Here is a 17,988-nt window from a genome sequence, read left to right on the forward strand (position 1 = left end):
AGCCAAGCCGGAAAAATCCCACCACCCGACCCGTTCCCCCGACCGGCGCCCTCAAAAGGCGCTTGAAATAAAATGTCATTCAGTTGAAAGATAGAAACGACCCGAGCGGAATCGGGCGAAGCGTTGAGGAGAGAGCATGGCCGTGCCGCCAGAAGGCATTTCGCGCGCCAACCTGGCCCCGTTGCAGTTGCACGTGCCCGAGCCGAAATTCCGGCCGGGCGACGCGGTCGACTTCGCCGGTGTCGAGGTTCCGCCCGCCGGTGCGCAACGCCGCCCCGACACCGCCGCGCCTGCCGACAGCTTCCACGAACTCAGCTATACGCTGATCCGCGTGCTGGATGACGAGGGTCGCGCCGTCGGCCCCTGGGATCCCAAGCTTTCGCCCGATGGCCTGCGCCGGATGCTCCGCCACATGGTGCTGCTCCGCGCCTTTGACGAGCGCATGTTCCGCGCGCAGCGCCAGGGCAAGACCAGCTTCTACATGAAGGCGCTGGGCGAGGAGGCGGTCGCCGTCGCCGCTGCCCATGCGCTGGATTACGAGGATATGTGTTTCCCCTCCTATCGCCAGCAGGGGCTGCTCATCGCGCGCGACTGGTCGCTGGTCGACATGATGAACCAGATCTATTCCAACAGCGCGGATCGGCTGGGTGGCAAGCAGTTGCCCATCATGTACTCGGCGAAGGAAGCGGGGTTCTTCTCGATCTCGGGCAACCTCACGACGCAATATCCGCAAGCCGTCGGCTGGGCGATGGCCTCGGCCGCCAAGGGCGACACCCGGATTGCGGCGGTGTGGTGCGGGGAAGGCTCGACGGCGGAGGGCGACTTCCACTCGGCCTGCACCTTCGCCGCCGTCTACCGCGCGCCGGTTGTCATGAACGTCGTCAACAACCAGTGGGCGATTTCGAGCTTCTCCGGCTTCGCGGGCGCGGAGGCGACCACCTTTGCCGCGCGTGCGATCGGCTATGGCATTGCGGGGCTTCGGGTCGACGGCAATGACGCGCTGGCCGTCTATGCCGCCACGCAGTGGGCGGCCGAGCGGGCGCGCACCAACCAGGGCGCGACGCTGATCGAGCATTTCACCTATCGCACCGAAGGCCACTCGACCTCCGACGATCCGACGCAATATCGCTCGGCAGGAGAGCCGACGGCCTGGCCGCTGGGCGATCCGATCCGGCGGTTGAAGGACCATCTGATCGCATTGGGCGAATGGGACGAGGACGCCCATGCCGCGCAGGACCGGGAAGTCGCCGAACAGGTCCGCGCCGCGCAGAAGGAGGCCGAGGCGAACGGTATTCTGGGCCACGGCCTGCACCAGCCGCTCGACAGCATGTTCGATGGCGTCTTCGAGGAAATGCCATGGCATCTGCGCGAGCAGCGTCAGCAGATGCTGGACGAGGAACAGGCGAGCGGACGGCCATGGGCACGGAAATGATGGGGGTTTTGCACCACCCCGGCGAAGGCCGGGGTCCAGTCGCCACGTCCTTGCGGTCGCAGGCTGTCGGGCGTCTCCCATCGTCTCGTAACTGGACCCCGGCCTTCGCCGGGGTGGAAGATAATCGATGAGCGATCTTAACACCGAAACCGCGCCCGAAGCGGGCGAAACCTCCCGCATGAACATGATCCAGGCGATCAACTCCGCCATGGACGTGGTCATGGCGCGCGACCCGGATGTGGTCGTGATGGGCGAGGATGTCGGCTATTTCGGCGGCGTCTTCCGCGCGACGGCGGGCCTCCAGAAGAAATACGGGAAGACCCGCGTCTTCGACACGCCGATCACCGAATGCGGCATCATCGGCGTCGCGGTTGGCATGGGAGCGTACGGCCTGCGCCCGGTGCCCGAGATTCAGTTCGCCGACTATATCTACCCCGCGCTCGACCAGTTGGTCAGCGAGGCGGCGCGGTTGCGCTATCGCTCGGCGGGCGAGTTCACCGCACCGATCACGGTGCGCTCGCCCTTTGGCGGCGGCATCTTCGGCGGCCAGACGCACAGCCAGTCGCCCGAGGGCATCTTCACCCATGTCTCGGGCATCAAGACGGTGATCCCGGCGACCCCGTACGACGCCAAGGGCCTGTTGATCGCCGCCATCGAGGACAATGACCCCGTCCTCTTTTTCGAACCCAAGCGTATCTATAACGGCCCGTTCAACGGCCATTGGGATCGCCCGGCGGAGAACTGGTCCAAGCATTCCGGCGGCAAGGTGCCGACCGGATATTACAAGATTCCGCTGGGCAAGGCGGCGACGGTCCGTGCGGGCGAGGCGGTGACGATCCTGTGCTACGGCACGATGGTCCATGTCTGTGCCGCCGTCGTCGCCGACATGGGCGTTGATGCCGAGATCATCGACCTTCGCACGCTGATTCCCCTCGATATCGAGGCGATCGAGAAATCCGTCAGGAAGACCGGTCGCTGCATGATCGTGCATGAGGCGACCCGGACGGCGGGCTTCGGCGCAGAGCTGTCCGCGCTGGTCCAGGAACGCTGTTTCTATCACCTCGAAGCGCCGATCGCGCGCGTGACCGGCTTCGACACGCCCTATCCCCACAGCCTGGAATGGGCCTATTTCCCCGGCCCGGTCCGTATCGGCCAGGCACTCAAGACCTTGTTGAAGGACGCCTGACATGGCTCGTTTCACCTTCCGCCTGCCCGATATCGGCGAAGGCATCTCGGAGGCCGAGATCGTCGCGTGGCACGTCAAGCTCGGCGACCGGGTCGAGGAGGACCAGTCGGTTGCCGACATGATGACCGACAAGGCGACGGTCGAGATGGAGTCGCCGGTGTCGGGCACGATCGTCGAGCTGGCCGGCGAGGTCGGCGACCAGGTGCCGATCGGCGCGGCGCTGATGGTGATCGAGACTGATGCGGTCGAGGACGCGTCGCCCGCGACGAAAGAGGCGGTGCTCGAAGCCGAAAACCCCGGCGTCGAAGAAGCGCAAACTCCCTCTCTCCCTGTGGGAGAGGGGCGGGTTGAGGGGGAGCCGCAAGCGACGTCCCCCGTGGCCGCCCCTCACCCCGACCCTCTCCCACAAGGGGAGAGGGAGCAGGAGAAGAAGGTGTTGGCCTCACCCGCCGTCCGTGCGCGGGCGCAGGATCTGGGCGTCGATCTCGCCAGCGTGAAGCCTGCCGAGGGCGACCGTGTCCGTCACTCGGATCTCGACGCATTCCTGCGTTATGGCTCGAGCCAGGGATATACGCCCGCCCGTGCGCCCCGCGCGGACGAAGCGGTGCGCGTCATCGGCATGCGCCGCCGCATCGCCGAGAACATGGCCGCCTCCAAGCGCGCCATCCCGCACTTCACCTATGTCGAGGAAATCGACGTCACCGCGCTGGAGGAAACGCGCGCGCAACTGAATGCGGGGCGGGGCCATCGGCCCAAGCTGACGCTGCTGCCGCTGATGATCGTCGCCATCTGCAAGACGCTGCCCGACTTTCCGATGCTCAACGCACGCTATGACGACGAAGCGGGCGTGGTGAACCGTTCGGGTGCGGTGCATATGGGCATGGCGACGCAGACCCCGGCGGGGCTGATGGTGCCGGTGATCCGCAACGCCGAAAGCCGCAATGTCTGGCAGCTCGCCACCGAGATCGGCCGCCTGGCCGAAGCCGCCCGCGCGGGCAGCATCGCCGGCGGTGACATGGGCGGCGGCACGATCACCATCACCTCGCTCGGGCCGCTCGGTGGGATCGCGACCACGCCGGTGATCAACCGGCCCGAGGTCGCGATCATCGGGCCCAACCGTATCGTCGAGCGGCCGGTGTTCCGTTCGGACGGGCGCGGCGGCGAGACGATCGCACGGGCCAAGCTGATGAACCTGTCGATCAGCTGCGATCACCGCGTCGTCGACGGCTATGATGCGGCAAGCTATGTCCAGGCGTTGAAGCACTTGCTCGAGACGCCGGTGATGCTGTTCGCGGATTGAGGGATTCCCTTGGCCTTCGACTTCGCTCAGGCTGAACGGAGCGGGGGCCAAGATCCTGACAGCCGTTCACGCTGAGCGACGTCAAAGCGCACGCGTGAACCTATCCCTCACCCGCGCGTCCTGAACTCAAAGCAGGAGGATGCCATGCGCGGGATGTTGGCCGGATCGCTGGAAATGACGTCGGACGGGACGGTGCGCGGGATGGTCGGCGGTGACGTCATCGTGACGCCCGGCGTTCACGCGACGATCAAGGGCATGATCGCAGGCGACGTCATCGTCGAGCGCGGGGCGTCGGTGCGGATCACCGGCATGGTGTCGGGCCGGGTCGTCAATCTGGGCGGTGTGGTCGAGGTGAGGGGCATGGTCGCGGGCTGAAGCGCGGCTTGCCATCGACGCCCGGAGCGTCGACAGGGGCGGCATGACGACCGCTCGACCTGACGCCCGACATGCGCGCACCGGCCTGTTGCTGGGCATCGGCGCCTATGTCAGCTGGGGCATATTGCCGCTTTATCTAAAATTGTTGACGGGCGTGCCCGCGCTTCAGGTGCTGGCGCATCGCATCCTGTGGTCGCTCCTGCTGCTGGCGGTCGTCGTGCTGGTCCTGCGGCGTGGCAAGGCCATCGCCGCAGCGGCGCGTGGGCGCACCCTGTTGCTGCTATGCGCCAGCGCGGCGCTGATCGCGGTCAACTGGCTGATCTATATCTGGTCGGTCCAGAACAACCATGTGCTGGAAGCCAGCCTGGGCTATTTCATCAATCCGCTGGTCAACGTGATCCTGGGCGTCACGCTGCTGGGCGAGCGGATCCGGCGGGGGCAGGCGATCGCGGTCGGTATCGCGGGCGTCGGCGTGGCGGTGCTGGCGATCAGCGGCGGCGGGGCGATCGGCATTTCGCTCGCGCTGGCGCTGTCGTTCGGCTTTTACGGTTTCGTGCGCAAGATCGCCGCGATCGACGCGCTGGGCGGGCTGACGGTCGAGACGCTGCTGCTCGCGGGGCCTGCGCTGTTCGTGCTGTTCCAGGCGAGCGGCAACGGCACGGCGGCGTTCGGGGTGGATCGGCATCTCGACATGCTGCTGATCCTGGCGGGCGCGGTGACGGCGGCGCCGCTGCTGATGTTCGCGGCGGCGGCCCGGCGGATGCGCTATGCGACGCTGGGTCTGCTGCAATATATCGCACCGACCCTGCAATTCGCGCAGGCCGTGCTGCTGTTCGGTGAACCGTTGAAGCCGGTCCACATCGTCACCTTCGCGCTGATCTGGGCCGGGTGTGCGCTCTATGCCATCGACAGCATAAGAGGAAGCCGGGCGCAGGTCGCGACCGACTAACGTCGCCCGCTTTGCAGTTTCGCGACCGCGCGGCGCAGGACCCCGCGCGGCGCGATCCGCGTGCTGACGGCGGTCAGCCGGTTGAGCAGCCCCGATACCATCACCGCCTGGCCCCGCTCCAGCGCGGCCAGGCCATCGCGCACCACCTGTTCGGAGGTCCCGGCGAATCGCTCGAAAAACGGCGTCTCGGCCATGCCCGCGACATCGGCGAACTCGGTCTTGGTCGGCCCCGGACACAGGGCGGTCACGGTCACGCCGCGCCCCTTCACCTCCTCGTGCAGCGCCTCCGAAAAGTGGAGCACGAACGCCTTGCTGGCATAATAGACCGCCATATACGGCCCCGGTTGAAAGGCGGCGGTCGATGCGACGTTCAGGACATGCCCTCGTCCGCGTGCCAGCATCGGCGGCAGCAGCGCATGGGTCAGCGTCATTAGCGCGCGGATGTTCAGGTCGATCATCCCCGTCTGCGTCGCCAGATCGCTCTCGGCAAAGTCACCCAGCGCGCCAAATCCGGCATTGTTGATCAACGTGTCGACCGCAAACCCCTGGTCGCGCACTCCGTCGATCAGCGTCTTCACCCCCTCGGGCTGGCCCAGATCGGCGGGAACGACATGCACCTCGACGCCCGGCCGTTGCTCCAGCTCGCGGGCGAGTGCGGCCAGGCGGTCGGTCCGCCGCGCGGTCAGGATCAGCGTCACCGGTTTCTTGGCGAGCGCCCGGGCGAAATCGGCGCCCAGCCCGGCCGATGCGCCGGTGATCAATATGGTGTCGGGCATGGCCGCCTCCTGTCCGCGACGGGCCGCTATCCGTTCAGCCAGCCGCCGGTGAATCCTGCCCGTTGCAATCCCCGCCGCAGATGCGGGTTCCGTCGCATCGTCTTCCAGATCAGCCCGGTGCGGTGATTCTCGATCATCGCGACGATCGGTCCCTGGTCGATGCCCAGATAATCCTTGTCGACCCAGCCGATCCCGGCGACGATCTCGCCATGCTTCAACGGCTCGGCGGCGTTGGTCAGCGTCGGATTGAACGCATCGAGAAAGCCGTATTTGCCATAGATGCCCACGCCGTAGCGATCGTGCATCGCCTTGACCGCGGGCATGACGATATCGGGGGCAAAGGCGATCGAGCCGGCGGCGGCGGTGGGGGCAAGCGTCCCGTCATCGCGTTCGCCCGGCCCGCGCGCCGAATAGCTGAAGAACTCACGCCGCACGCCATCGATTTGCTGCGTGAAATCGCCCGGCCCGTCACAGGCGGTCAGTCCCCACACCTCCGCACCATATCCCGCCCAGCGACCCGGATTGGCCATCGCATAGCGTTGCTGCGCATAGGTGGCACGACGGCTGTTCTCGAAATAATCGATGCCCTTGGTCGCCATGTAATCGTCGCGAATGCCTTTGAAGTCGACCCAGACATGGCTGTACTGGTGGCCGAACAGCGGCGCGAATTGCAGATGCGGCTCGCCCCAGCGATCGCCCCAGCTCGGCTCGAACCGCCGGGTCCAGGATTGCCATGTGCCCTGGGGCAGCGGATGGGTGGGGGAGCCCAGCGCCAGCAGATAGAGCAGCATCCCCTCGTTATAGCTGTCCCAGTCGGCCTTGATGAACCCGCTCTCTGGATGCCACCCCATCGAGACGAACGGCGCGCGCGGGGTGATCCAGGTCCAGTCGACCGCGCCATAGACCTGGTCGACCAGGGCACGGATGCGCACCTCGTCCGGGTGATCGCCGTCGAACCAGCTCTGCGCGAACAACATGCCGCCCAGCAACAGCGCGGTGTCGATGGTCGACAGTTCGCACCGGGCAAAACGCTGCCCCTTGGTCACGCCCAGGAAGTGATAGAAGAAGCCCTTATAGCCGCTGAAGCCCGTCTCCCCCGGCCCCTGCGGTGCATCGGCGAAGAATGTCAGCGTGGTCAGCGTCCGCGCGCGCGCTTCCTCACGGGTGATCCAGCCATTGACGACACCGACCGGATAGGCGGTCAGCGCGAAACCGACCGCCGCGATCGAGGCGAAGGACGGGGTCGGCCAGCGATCGGGGGCCAGCCCGGTATCGGCGTCGGTCGTCTCCCAGAAAAAGCGGAAACTCCGCTCCTGAAGGTCGCGGATCAGATCGGGTTGAACCTGGGGTATGATGCGGGGGGCCGCGATCCGGCCGTGCGGCGGCCCGGCACATCCCGTCATCAGTGCGGCCAGGCTGAGCCCGCCCAGATTCAGGACCCGACGACGGTCGTACATCTTCTCTCCTTGCGTCCTTGCGCACCGGGCGGGCTTTCGATCCCGTCCCTGGTTTGGTCGCCAAGGGTAGCCGCAACGCCCCCCAGTGGGGAAGAGCAGGGCGGTAGGGGACTATTGCGACTGGGAAGTCGGAAAAGCGCAGCGATAACAGATGGATATCGGCGAAAAGCCGCCCCGCTGCGGCTCGGCGATTCTGGGGCCCGGGACAAATATATGTAACCGGTTACACGATCCGCCGCGATATGACGCGAATCACCACGCTTGGCACGGTGCCGATTCGGCGGTGGCGTTGATGGAAGGCGCGGATGGGAGGAATGGGGCGGCCCGCCTCCGGGCCGCCCGGCATCCTCTCCCGACACGGAACGATAGCCCGTACCCGATGTCATGCCCCGTCCTGTGTCCGGTCGGTGATTATGACATGGCAGCCGCTTACAGTGTCGCACGGGGGAGACTCAAGCATCCGTTCCTAGGGCCGCACGCTTGTTGGCGGCCTGTGTCTTTCGAGCAACGGGTATGGCGGCTGGTCAGCCGTAGCATAGCCGGTCTAAGAAGGCGGCATGACAGTGGAAATACATCACGACGGCCCGGTTGCGATCATGACGCTACGGAATCCGCCGAATAATCATCTGGGTACGGGAACCATTTCGATTCTGGCGGATGCGTTCGACGATGCGGATGCCGATCCTGCGGTACGTGCGATCCTGCTTCGGTCCGAAGGTCGGGTGTTCTGCGCAGGGGCGGATCTGGTCCATGCCAATCCAGTCGCCGATCCGTTGCCGCCGGGCGCCCGCAGTCCCTTCTACATGGCAGCGGCACGTCTGTTCGGCGTGCAGACCCCGGTGGTCGCGGCGGTACAGGGTGCGGCGGTGGGGGCGGGCCTGGGGCTGGCGCTCGTTGCCGACTTTCGCATCGCGACGCCCGATGCGCGCTTCGTGGCGAACTTCGTGCAGCTCGGGCTGCATCCCGGTTTCGGCATTTCGGCCGTGCTGGAGCGGGTGATCGGGCGTCAGCGCGCCGCGTTGATGCTGCTGACCGGGCGGCGCATCCGGGGCGAAGAGGCGGAGCGCTGGGGGCTGGTCGACCAGCTGGTGTCGGCCGACGCGCTGGAGGCGACCGCGCTGTCTCTGGCGCATGAAATCGCAGGCGCCGCGCCGCTGGCCGTGACCGCCACCCGCCGGACGTTGCGCGGCGACCTGCGTGCGCTGGTCGAGGCGGCGACCGATCACGAACTGGCCGAACAGGCGGTGTTGATGCGGACCGAGGATTTCGCCGAAGGAGTCCGCGCGGTGACCGAGCGGCGGCCCGGTAGGTTTGTGGGGCGGTAGGGGACGGCTGGAACGCTCGCTGGATGTGAGTGAAGCCTGCATCGGTGGGGTAAGGCGGCGCTATCCCCGGGGTGACGTTGACCCTTGGCCTTCGACTTCGCTCAGGCCGAACGGAGGGTGGGAATGGGTGCTGAACCTGCGCGCTTTTCGCCGAATGCCACTGTCCGTCGGACGCCATCGACACCGGCGCCCAACTCCGTTCGGCCTGAGCGACGTCGAAGGCCACGCCCAATCCGTGCGGCTAGAGTTTGATCCACCTGCCCTGACCTATTGCCCTGCCACCCCGGCGAAGGCCGGGGGCCAGTTGCGAAGGCTTCAGCGACGAAGCGCACTGGATCATCGCAACCGCACCCCCAACTTGACCCCGGCCTCCGCCAGGGTGGTGCTTCAGCTTGGCTGGATCAAACTTCAGGGGGGCCGCCTTCCTCAGCGGCGACACTCTGCCGCCAGCTCAGGCCCGCGCAGAATTCGCCCTTATTTCTCGCGGGCGGCCAACTCGGCCTGCCGCGCCGGGAGTGCCGCCAGGATCGTGCGGCGTTCTTCGGCGGGCTTGCTGCTCCAGTTCGAAATCTCGCGGATCGTGCGGGCGCAGCCCAGGCACCAGCCGGTGGCCTTGTCCATCGTGCACACAAGGACACACGGGCTGGCGAGGCTGGCCGGTTGCGGTTCGACGAAGCTGATGATGTCGAGCGACATGACGGGCGTCAGATGCCGAACGAGACTTTCAGGAAGTCCGGGATCGGGCCGTTCCAGCCGCCATCATCGGGCAGTTCGTCGGACTGGCCACGACGACGATCGCGACCGCGGTCGCGATTCTGGTCACGGCCCTGTTCGCGACGCGGCTCGTCGGCGCGGGAGGGGCGCGGCTCCGCGAAGCGGGACTGCTCGCGGCGAGCCTCCTCGCGACGGGGCTCTTCGCTCCGGGTCTCTTCGCGACGCGCACGGGGCGCGTGGGTGCGGGGTGCTTCCTCGACCTCTTCGATCGGGGTCGGCGTCGTCTCGACCTCGGCTTCCGCCGCGCGTGGAGTGCGGTCGCGGCGCGTGCGGCGGGCGGGGCGCTCCTCTTCGGCCGGGGCGGGCAATTCGAGGCGGTCGATCTTCTGGCCGGTCAGCTTCTCGATATTCTCGAGATTCTCGGCATCATCGGGGGTGACGAAGGTATAGGCGATGCCCGTCGCGCCGCCACGGCCGGTACGGCCGATGCGGTGGACATAATCGTCCGGGTGCCAGGGCGCGTCGAAGTTGAACACATGGCTGACGCCCTTGATGTCCAGCCCGCGTGCCGCGACGTCCGAGGCGACCAGGATGTTGATGTCGCCACGCTTGAACAGCTCCAACTCGGCCAGGCGCTGCGGCTGTTCCATGTCGCCGTGGATCTCGCCCGAGCGGAAGCCGTGCTGCTTGAGCGACTTGTTCAGTTCGCGCACCGTCGTCTTGCGGTTGCAGAAGATGATCGCGTTGCGAACCTCCTCCAGCGCCAGCAACTGGCGCAGCCGCTTGCGCTTCTCGAACGACTGGGGCGCGACCGGCACCACGAACTGGGCGATGTTGATGTTGGTCGAGGCGGGACGTGCGACCTCGATCGTCTTGGGGTTCTGCAGGAACTTGTCGGCCAGCTTCTTGATCGGCGGCGGCATGGTCGCGGAAAACAGCAGGGTCTGGCGCTGCGTCGGCAGCTTGGTGCAGATTTCCTCGATATCGGGGATGAACCCCATGTCGAGCATCCGGTCCGCCTCGTCGATGACGAGCAGCGAGCAGCCGGTCAGCAGGATGTTGCCGCGCTGGAACAGGTCCATCAACCGGCCCGGAGTGGCGATCAGCACGTCGACGCCCTTTTCCAGCGCCTTGATCTGGTCGCCCATCGAGACGCCGCCGATCAGCAGCGCCATGGAGAGCTTTTGACCCGCGCCGTACTTCTCGAAATTCTCGGCGACCTGTGCGGCCAGTTCGCGCGTCGGCTCCAGGATCAGGCTGCGTGGCATCCGTGCGCGGCTGCGGCCATGCGCCAGGACGTCGATCATCGGCAGCACGAAGGCAGCGGTCTTGCCCGTGCCCGTCTGGGCGATGCCGATGATGTCGCGCATCATCAGCACGGAAGGAATGGCGGAGGCCTGAATCGGCGTCGGCTCGGTATAGCCGGCGTCGTTGACCGCCTTGAGAAGTTCGTCGGAGAGGCCGAGATCGGCAAAGCTCATGCAATTTTCCGGAATTTGGTGCGGAATGGGAATCGCCCCGCACGCGCCCAGCAACCTATGCCGCTTGCGGATTTGGCGGCGAATGTCAAGTTTTCCACATATGGAAGGAGGTAGCGGGCGGGGCCGTTTCAGGCCGTGTCACCTGTTTGCGCCCCTCCCGCTTGCGGGAGGAGGGTGCTTGCGGAGAAGTCGAGATGCTATTGACACACCGGCTGGACTGTCAGCGGGCGGGGACCAGCGACCGGAACCGTTCGATCTCGCAGGTGCGGCCCGCGCGCGTGCGGATCGGGTCGCGCTGGGCGCAGATCTGTCCGTCCAGGCCGGGGCGGATATAGAAGCTGGAATAATAGTCGATCTGCCGACACGCCCGGGCCAGCCGGGCGCGGACCCGCTTGCCGCCGGCAAGCACGATATCGACCGCGCCCTCCTCGGCGGGCAGCGCGCCCGCCAGTTGCTGCGCCGGGATGCAGCGCGGCCCTTTGCGTTCGCGCCAGCGCGTCGGCGCGGGCAGCGGCACGGACCGGGGAACGCGGATCACGACATGCTCGCGCACGATGACCTGGGTATGGCGAACCATCGGAATCGGATCCGCCGCGCCCAGCAGGGCGGGCGACGTCAGCGTCATCAGGGCGATGGCGGCAAGGTTTCGATGGCGGCGCAGCATGTCAGCGGGTTCCCATCATAGCGCCGATGATTGAACGCTTTATGAACCTGGCCTAGTCGACCCGGTCATGAACCCCGCACAGACCGCCTTGCTGGACGCGCTTCGGCCCATTCTGGGTGACAAGGGCATCGTCACCGACCCCGCGCTGATCGCGCCATGGGAAATCGACTGGCGACGGCGCTTTTCGGGCCGTGCGCCCGCAATCCTGGCGCCCGCCGACACGGGTCAGGTCCAGGCGGTGCTGCGCGCAGCGGCGGAGCACCGGGTGCCGCTGGTGCCGCAGGGGGGCAACAGCTCGATGGTCGGGGGGGCGACGCCGCCCGGGGATGGCTCGGCGCTGATCCTGTCGACGCGGCGGATGAACCGCATCCGGCGAATCGAATCGGATGCGGCGATGGTCGTGGCCGAGGCGGGCGTGATTCTCGCCGATCTTCAGGATGCCGCCGAGGGGGAGGGGGCGCGCTTTCCGCTGACCCTGGGGGCAAAGGGCAATGCGACGGTCGGCGGGCTCGTCTCGACCAATGCGGGCGGCACGCAGGTGCTGCGCTTCGGCACGATGCGCGGGCTGACCCTGGGGGTCGAAGCGGTGCTGCCCGACGGCACGCTCCATGACGGGCTGTCGGCGTTGAAGAAGGACAATCGCGGCTACGATCTGGGCCAGTTGCTGATCGGCGCGGAAGGGACGCTGGGCATCGTCACCGCCGCCGCGCTGCGGCTGGCGCCGGGCATCGCGCGGTCGGCCACCGCCTGGGTCGGGCTGTCCGATCCGGCGGCGGGGCTAACGCTGCTGCGCCGGTTGCAGGCGGCAAGCGACATGATCGAGAGTTTCGAGATCATGCCCGCCGAAAGCCTGGCCGCCGCGATCGCGCACCTGCCCGGCGCGCGTCGCCCGCTGGAGGGCACGCATCCCTGGCACATCCTGATCGAGGCGGTGACCGGCGATCCGCAGGCGGACCCGGCCGCGATGCTGGAGGCGCAACTGGCCCGCGCGATCGAGGACGGGGTCGTCGCCGATGCGGTGATCGCCGCGTCGCAGGCGCAGAGCGAGGCGTTCTGGCTGCTTCGCCATTCGCTGTCAGATGCCGAGCGCGCACTGGGCCCGGCGGTGCAGCACGATATCGCGGTGCCGGTCGATGCGATGCCGCGCTTCATGGTCGAGGCGGCGGCAACCTGCGACGCGCGCTTCCCCGGCACCCATGCCTCCGGCTTCGGGCATCTGGGCGACGGCAATATCCATTTCCACGTCCGCGCCGCCCCCGGCACCGATCGCGACCGTTTCTATGCCGAGGAGGCGGGCGTCATCACGCGCTTCGTCCACGACCTGGTCATGGCGGCGGGCGGCACCATTTCGGCCGAGCACGGCATCGGCCAGATGAAGCGCGACGAACTCGCCCGCCTGTCCCCGGAGCGGGTCGCGGCGATCCGCGCCATCAAGACGGCGCTCGATCCGCACGGTCTGTTCAATCCGGGAAAGCTCGTCGCTTGCGCATGACGCGCTAGGCCCATAGACACGTGGCCAGAACATGCGGCCGGGGGGCTCGCATGGTTCCGGTTTTTTGGAGAACATCATGGCGAGCGCGCCGTCCCTTCCGCTTTTCTACAACGGCCTGGAGCCGCTTTCGAGCGAGGCTCATGCCAATTACAAGGTCCGTCCGCAGGAGACGGCACCGTTCCTGGTCGGGCAGCACGCGATCCCCGTGACCGTCGATGAATTCCCGCTGGTCCAGCGTTTCATGCCGATCGTCTTCTCGGTCGGCGACCAGCCGATCCCGCTGGCGCTGATGGGCCTGAACGAGGGTGTGAACGTCTTCGTCGACGACGAGGGCCGCCTGAGCGAGACGAACTTCTACGTCCCCGCCTATATCCGCCGCTATCCGTACATGCTGGCCAAGCTTCGCCCCGAGGCCGAAGAGCTCTCTCTGTGCTTCGACCCGACCTCGCCGACGATCGGCGCGTTCGACGATGGCGAGGCGCTGTTCGATGGCAACCAGCCGAGCGAGCTGACCAAGAACATCCTGCAGTTCAACGAATCGTTCGAACAGGCCGGTGCCCGCACCCAGAACTTCATGACCGAGCTGGCCGAGATGGGCCTGCTGATGGACGGCGAAGTCTCGATCCAGCCGGAAGGCGCGGACCAGCCCTTCATCTATCGCGGTTTCCAGATGATCAACGAGGAAAAGCTCGTCGACCTGCGTGGCGACCAGCTGCGCAAGATGAGCCAGTCGGGCATGCTCCCGCTGCTCTATGCGCATCTCTTCTCGCTCTCGCTGATGCGCGACATCTTCGCGCGCCAGGCGCAGCAGGGCAAGATGCCGCAGCCCCAGCTCCAGCCGCTCGGCTGATGTGATGCGCGGGCAGGCTGCCTCCGGTCCGCGCTACAGCCAGGTCGCGATCGTCTTTCACTGGACGATCGCGGCCCTGGTCGTCGCCAATCTGGCCATCGGGCTGCTCCATGAGAGCCTGTTGCCCGGAACCATCCCGCTGCACAAATCGATCGGCCTGACCGTGCTGGCGCTGACCGCCGCGCGGATCGTCTGGCGTCTGGGGCACCGCCCGCCGCCGCTTCCCGCCGAAGTCCCGGCCTGGGCCCGTAGCAGCGCCCATGCGCTTCATGCCATGCTTTACGCCTTGATGATCGTCATGCCGATGACCGGCTGGGCGATGGGATCGGGCCGCGACGTGCCACGTCCCGTCAGCTGGTTCGGCCTGTTCGACGTGCCGCCCCTGCCGATCGGCAAGGCCGCCGGCCGGTTCGGGCACGAAGCGCATGAGATTCTTGGCTGGGTCATGCTGGCGCTGGTCGTGATCCACGTCGCGGCGGCGTTGCGCCATCATTTCCTGCTACGCGATGGCCTGCTCGCGCGGATGGGTTTTCGCGCACGCTGAGCGCGTTCGCAGGACTCCCTTACGAACTCCCGATTGCCCCGGTGATGGACTGGCGCTGCGGAATCGGCGCGGACGGCCGGAATGGGTGGAGAGCAGCGATTCGTGCGCTTGGGACTTGACTGCCCAAGGTCGGTCGACCTTCATTTTATTCCTCCCCTGCAAGGGGAGGTGGCAGGCCGAAGGCCTGACGGAGGGGTGTCCCGGCCTGAACGTCGGTCAATCCTAGCTATGACGCTCTGCGATGATCCATCCGGCAGTCACGGTCGGAAGTATCAGCAGGAACGACCAGTCGTCCGCATCAGAAACGTCCAGAAGGTGCAGGAGCCACTGGCCTACAGACATCGCGGCGTTGCAGAATAATACGAGCGCGAAGATCGCCAGTATTCCAACCGGGCCATCGCAATCGGTTGTCGTGTGGAGCGAACCAGCCCATCGCCACAGGCCCTGCCGAAGGGCGCTCAGCCGTCCCGCCACCACCCGTTACGAAAAAATGACGAATTGTGGGGCGGAGGGTTGAACCAAATAGGCCCTTTCCTATTTATACCAGTACGACATCGTGTCCCCCCCTTTCGCGGTGTCGTGCGACACGCTTTCAGCGTGTTTCCTCCCTGAACCTTGGCCACCTCGCGCTCTCCCCCTTGCGCGAGGTGGTTTTTTATTCGGCGGCGAGTGCGTGGGCCTGGCCCAGCGCTTCGGCGGCCAGTGCCGACAGGATGCGACGGACGAGCAGCACGGTCGCGTCGAAGCCGGGCCCCGGCGCTTCCAGCGCGGCATCGAGATAGAGCGAACGGTCGAGTTCCAGTTGGACCGCGTGGATGCCGCGCCGGGGATCGCCCTGCCGCTCGACGATATGACCCCCGGCATAGGGCGCGTTGCGCGTGACCGCGAAACCGCTGGCGCGTACTTCCGTCTCGATGCGGCGGACGAAGCGGGTCGCGGCGGTGGTGCCGTGGCGGTCGCCGATCACCAGCCGGGGCACGACCCCCGGTGCGCCCAGTGGCGGCATGGAATGCAGGTCCAGCAACACCGCTAGGCCGTATCGCGCGCGCGCCTCGGCCAGCCGTTCCGCCAGCGCCTGATGATAGGGGCGGTGGTCGGCCGCGATCCGGGCGAGCATCTCGGCATCGCTGAACCGCCGGTTCCAGATATCGCCATGCCCCGCCACCCGGCGCGGCACGAGGCCCAACCCGCTGCGCAGCTTGGCGGAGGAGCGTGGCGCCATCCGGGCCCCTTCGTCGATCAAGGCGTCACGCTCGCGCTCGTCGCGGTTCAGGTCGATCCACGCGCGCGGCACGGTCTGCACCAGCATCGGCTGGGCGGTGCGCGCGCCCTCTGCGACCAGATCGACCAGCCGGTCCTCCAGCGTCATGACCGCCGACAGCGGCACGCGCAGATCGTCCGTCATGCCAGTGGGATAGGCACGCCCGCCATGCGGGACCGAGATCACGACCGGCCCGTCGCCATCGAGGCTGTAGAAGGACGCGCCGGGGTTCGGGTGAGCCATGCGACCGACCCTAATCCGACCGAAAGGGCGAGGGAAGTCGCGCTTCTGGTCTGGAATTCTTAACGGCCCCGCCGGTACACCGGACCGAACGATGAATCGGGATCAAACAATGTTTCATATCCTGCTGGCCGAAGACGACGAGGTCATGCGCGAATATCTCACACGGGCGCTGACGCGGTCGGGTTACCGGGTGTCGGCGGTCGACCGGGGCACGGCGGCGATCCCGCTCCTGGAGAGCGAACGCTTCGACCTGTTGCTCACCGATATCGTCATGCCCGAGATGGACGGCATCGAACTGGCCCAGCGCGCCGCCGCGATGGTGCCCGACCTGCGCGTGATGTTCATCACCGGCTTCGCCGCCGTCACGCTGAAGGCAGGACAGGCGGTGCCCAACGCCCGCGTGCTGTCCAAGCCCTTCCACCTGCGCGACCTGGTGATGGAGGTGGATCGACTTTTTTTGCCGGATTCGGTCGATGGCGCGATTTAGGGCTTGCCAGACCCGTCCAAACTGCTAATTGCCCGGCCTCCGGCGGGCGTGTAGCTCAGTGGTAGAGCACTGTGTTGACATCGCAGGGGTCGCAAGTTCAATCCTTGCCACGCCCACCATCGAAAACCCCGCTAGGCCAACGGCTTAGCGGGGTTTTTGGTTTTCAGGCCCCCGAGTTGCGCGTCACGGTTTTGCGTGCCTTTTGCGTGTCATGCCGAGTGGAACATTCGGGCTCACGGGGGCCTCGAGGGCACTAGGGCGGCTGCGCCAGCGGATTGGGAGCGGCAGCGATCGCGTCAAAACGACTGGCCATCATACCTGCCGCCGCCGTCCATCGGGACCGACTTGCGTGGGTTTTGCGTGAAGCGGCGTCGCCATCTTCCGCGCCAGCTCGGACGCAATGTCCTCCAGCCCCTGTCGGGTCTCGGAGAGATAAGCCGGGCTGAAGATCACGTAGCGCCGCGTCGATGTGGGCAGCACCACATGGCCGAGCGCCAGCGGGATCTCCTGCTGCGAGACGCCGCGCTGCGCGATCAGGGTCGCCATGCTGTGGCGCATCAGCTTGGGGCCGAAGCCGATCGGCACCCCGAACCGCCTTGCCATGACGCTCCACGCCTTTTTGACGTCCGCCACGGGTCGCTGAACCACCCAACGGTCCTCATCCTCCTCTGCCACGCTCTCGTGACAGACCAGCCGGTCGTCCGTCGCCTCCAGCCAGTTCGCCAAGAGCGATGTGACGGAGAGCGCAGGCCGGTTTTTGCGCGTCTGGATCCGCCCCGCCGGGTTGAGGTCGAGCACGCCAGCGTCGCGGTGCCATTGCTGTCGGTTGGGCCGCACCGAGATATCGTAGAGCGCGTCCGGCCGCGCTAGCGTGCAGATCGCACCGATCAGGTAGCGGCGCAGTGGCATCAGTCGTGCCGGATGCGCCGGGCTGAGCTCCGGGTCTCCTTCCGCCGTATAGTCGAGCATCTCGGCGATCTGCTCGAGCGAGAGGCGGAAGTTGCGCTCCGGCGTCACGGCGGCGCGAGGCAGGTGTTTCAGTTCGGGCACCGCCTCCATACGTTTCACGTTGAACCGCAAGGCTGCCTTCAGCTGGATGATGCTCTCCTCGACCGTCGACCTCGCCCGTTTGCGGGTCGATATGGTCCAATCGCCGGTCTCCGGGTCACGCCGCCGCTGGGTCACGGGATCGATCTCGGTCCCCCACTTTCGGAATCGCGTCAGCCATTCGACGTCCAGCACCGTCGGCAGCACGGGTTCACGCAGTACACCGATCGCGATTTCATGATCGATGAACCGGTTCACCAGTTTCAGCCGGGCACGGATCGCGTCGGCGCTGACCTGACCGGCGCCGTGCAGCGTCCAATAGTCCGTCATCGCCTGATGGACCGTGTAGGACGCCTTGTCGTCATCGGCAGGCTGGTGGAACGCCAGATAGTGACGGTCGAGCAC

17 protein-coding genes and 1 tRNA gene are annotated in these 17,988 nt (G+C 66.6%); 11 read left to right on the top strand and 7 right to left on the bottom strand.

The window, feature by feature from the left end; genetic code table 11:
• The first annotated feature begins 136 nt into the window (after positions 1-136).
• From SOM26_RS16780 to rarD, 5 genes are all read left to right on the top strand, one after another.
• Positions 137-1,432 (top strand): 3-methyl-2-oxobutanoate dehydrogenase (2-methylpropanoyl-transferring) subunit alpha, encoded by a 1,296-nt coding sequence (locus SOM26_RS16780; RefSeq protein ID WP_320453863.1) that lies wholly within the window; start codon positions 137-139, stop codon positions 1,430-1,432.
• A gap of 178 nt (positions 1,433-1,610) precedes the next feature.
• Positions 1,611-2,618: an alpha-ketoacid dehydrogenase subunit beta gene (locus SOM26_RS16785; RefSeq protein WP_320453899.1), complete on the top strand. Its 1,008-nt coding sequence runs from the start codon at positions 1,611-1,613 to the stop codon at positions 2,616-2,618.
• A 1-nt stretch (position 2,619) separates the two neighbouring features.
• Entirely contained in the window at positions 2,620-3,918 is a 1,299-nt protein-coding gene (locus tag SOM26_RS16790) for a dihydrolipoamide acetyltransferase family protein (protein ID WP_320453864.1), read from the top strand.
• 144 nt (positions 3,919-4,062) lie between these two features.
• Positions 4,063-4,293, top strand: coding sequence for a hypothetical protein (locus SOM26_RS16795; RefSeq protein ID WP_320453865.1), 231 nt, complete (start codon positions 4,063-4,065; stop codon positions 4,291-4,293).
• Positions 4,294-4,336: 43 nt separating this feature from the next.
• Positions 4,337-5,242, top strand: coding sequence for an EamA family transporter RarD (rarD, locus tag SOM26_RS16800; RefSeq protein WP_320453866.1), 906 nt, complete (start codon positions 4,337-4,339; stop codon positions 5,240-5,242).
• Here rarD and SOM26_RS16805 read toward each other — a convergent pair.
• Positions 5,239-6,018: an SDR family NAD(P)-dependent oxidoreductase gene (locus SOM26_RS16805; protein ID WP_320453867.1), complete on the bottom strand. Its 780-nt coding sequence runs from the start codon at positions 6,016-6,018 to the stop codon at positions 5,239-5,241. The genes rarD and SOM26_RS16805 overlap by 4 nt on opposite strands.
• Positions 6,019-6,044: 26 nt before the next feature.
• Positions 6,045-7,475 (bottom strand): glucoamylase family protein, encoded by a 1,431-nt coding sequence (locus SOM26_RS16810; protein ID WP_320453868.1) that lies wholly within the window; start codon positions 7,473-7,475, stop codon positions 6,045-6,047.
• Between the two features lie 596 nt (positions 7,476-8,071).
• Here SOM26_RS16810 and SOM26_RS16815 point away from each other — a divergent pair.
• Positions 8,072-8,800 (top strand): enoyl-CoA hydratase/isomerase family protein, encoded by a 729-nt coding sequence (locus SOM26_RS16815; RefSeq protein ID WP_320453869.1) that lies wholly within the window; start codon positions 8,072-8,074, stop codon positions 8,798-8,800.
• Between the two features lie 474 nt (positions 8,801-9,274).
• Here the strand turns inward: SOM26_RS16815 and SOM26_RS16820 are convergent, their stop codons facing one another.
• The 3 genes from SOM26_RS16820 to SOM26_RS16830 form a co-directional block, all read right to left on the bottom strand.
• Positions 9,275-9,496 carry a DUF1289 domain-containing protein gene (locus SOM26_RS16820; RefSeq protein ID WP_320453870.1) on the bottom strand — a complete coding sequence of 74 codons (222 nt, stop codon included), beginning with the start codon at positions 9,494-9,496 and terminating at the stop codon, positions 9,275-9,277.
• Between the two features lie 8 nt (positions 9,497-9,504).
• Positions 9,505-10,995, bottom strand: a complete 1,491-nt coding sequence (locus SOM26_RS16825) for a DEAD/DEAH box helicase (protein WP_320453871.1) — start codon at positions 10,993-10,995, stop codon at positions 9,505-9,507.
• Between the two features lie 220 nt (positions 10,996-11,215).
• Positions 11,216-11,659 (bottom strand): hypothetical protein, encoded by a 444-nt coding sequence (locus tag SOM26_RS16830; protein WP_320453872.1) that lies wholly within the window; start codon positions 11,657-11,659, stop codon positions 11,216-11,218.
• Between the two features lie 67 nt (positions 11,660-11,726).
• On the opposite strand from SOM26_RS16830, the gene SOM26_RS16835 reads away from it, so the two are divergent.
• The 3 genes from SOM26_RS16835 (at position 11,727) to SOM26_RS16845 (ending at position 14,545) form a co-directional block, all read left to right on the top strand.
• Positions 11,727-13,151 carry an FAD-binding oxidoreductase gene (locus SOM26_RS16835; RefSeq protein WP_320453873.1) on the top strand — a complete coding sequence of 475 codons (1,425 nt, stop codon included), beginning with the start codon at positions 11,727-11,729 and terminating at the stop codon, positions 13,149-13,151.
• 76 nt (positions 13,152-13,227) lie between these two features.
• A complete protein-coding gene (locus tag SOM26_RS16840) occupies positions 13,228-14,001 on the top strand; it encodes a SapC family protein (RefSeq protein WP_320453874.1) in 774 nt (257 codons plus the stop codon).
• Between the two features lie 4 nt (positions 14,002-14,005).
• Positions 14,006-14,545, top strand: a complete 540-nt coding sequence (locus SOM26_RS16845; RefSeq protein WP_320453875.1) for a cytochrome b — start codon at positions 14,006-14,008, stop codon at positions 14,543-14,545.
• Positions 14,546-15,200: 655 nt separating this feature from the next.
• On the opposite strand, the gene SOM26_RS16850 is transcribed toward SOM26_RS16845, so the two are convergent.
• Positions 15,201-16,049, bottom strand: coding sequence for an N-formylglutamate amidohydrolase (locus tag SOM26_RS16850; protein ID WP_320453876.1), 849 nt, complete (start codon positions 16,047-16,049; stop codon positions 15,201-15,203).
• Positions 16,050-16,158: 109 nt separating this feature from the next.
• Here SOM26_RS16850 and cpdR point away from each other — a divergent pair, with 109 nt between their 5' ends.
• Complete coding sequence (cpdR, locus tag SOM26_RS16855; protein ID WP_320453877.1) at positions 16,159-16,536, top strand: cell cycle two-component system response regulator CpdR; 378 nt, start codon at positions 16,159-16,161, stop codon at positions 16,534-16,536.
• Positions 16,537-16,580: 44 nt separating this feature from the next.
• A tRNA-Val gene (locus SOM26_RS16860) sits at positions 16,581-16,655 on the top strand.
• Positions 16,656-16,848: 193 nt separating this feature from the next.
• On the opposite strand, the gene SOM26_RS16865 is transcribed toward SOM26_RS16860, so the two are convergent.
• A complete protein-coding gene (locus tag SOM26_RS16865) occupies positions 16,849-17,988 on the bottom strand; it encodes a hypothetical protein (protein ID WP_320453878.1) in 1,140 nt (379 codons plus the stop codon).

The organism is Sphingomonas sp. CFBP8993 (genome assembly GCF_034044895.1).
Classification (GTDB): domain Bacteria; phylum Pseudomonadota; class Alphaproteobacteria; order Sphingomonadales; family Sphingomonadaceae; genus Sphingomonas.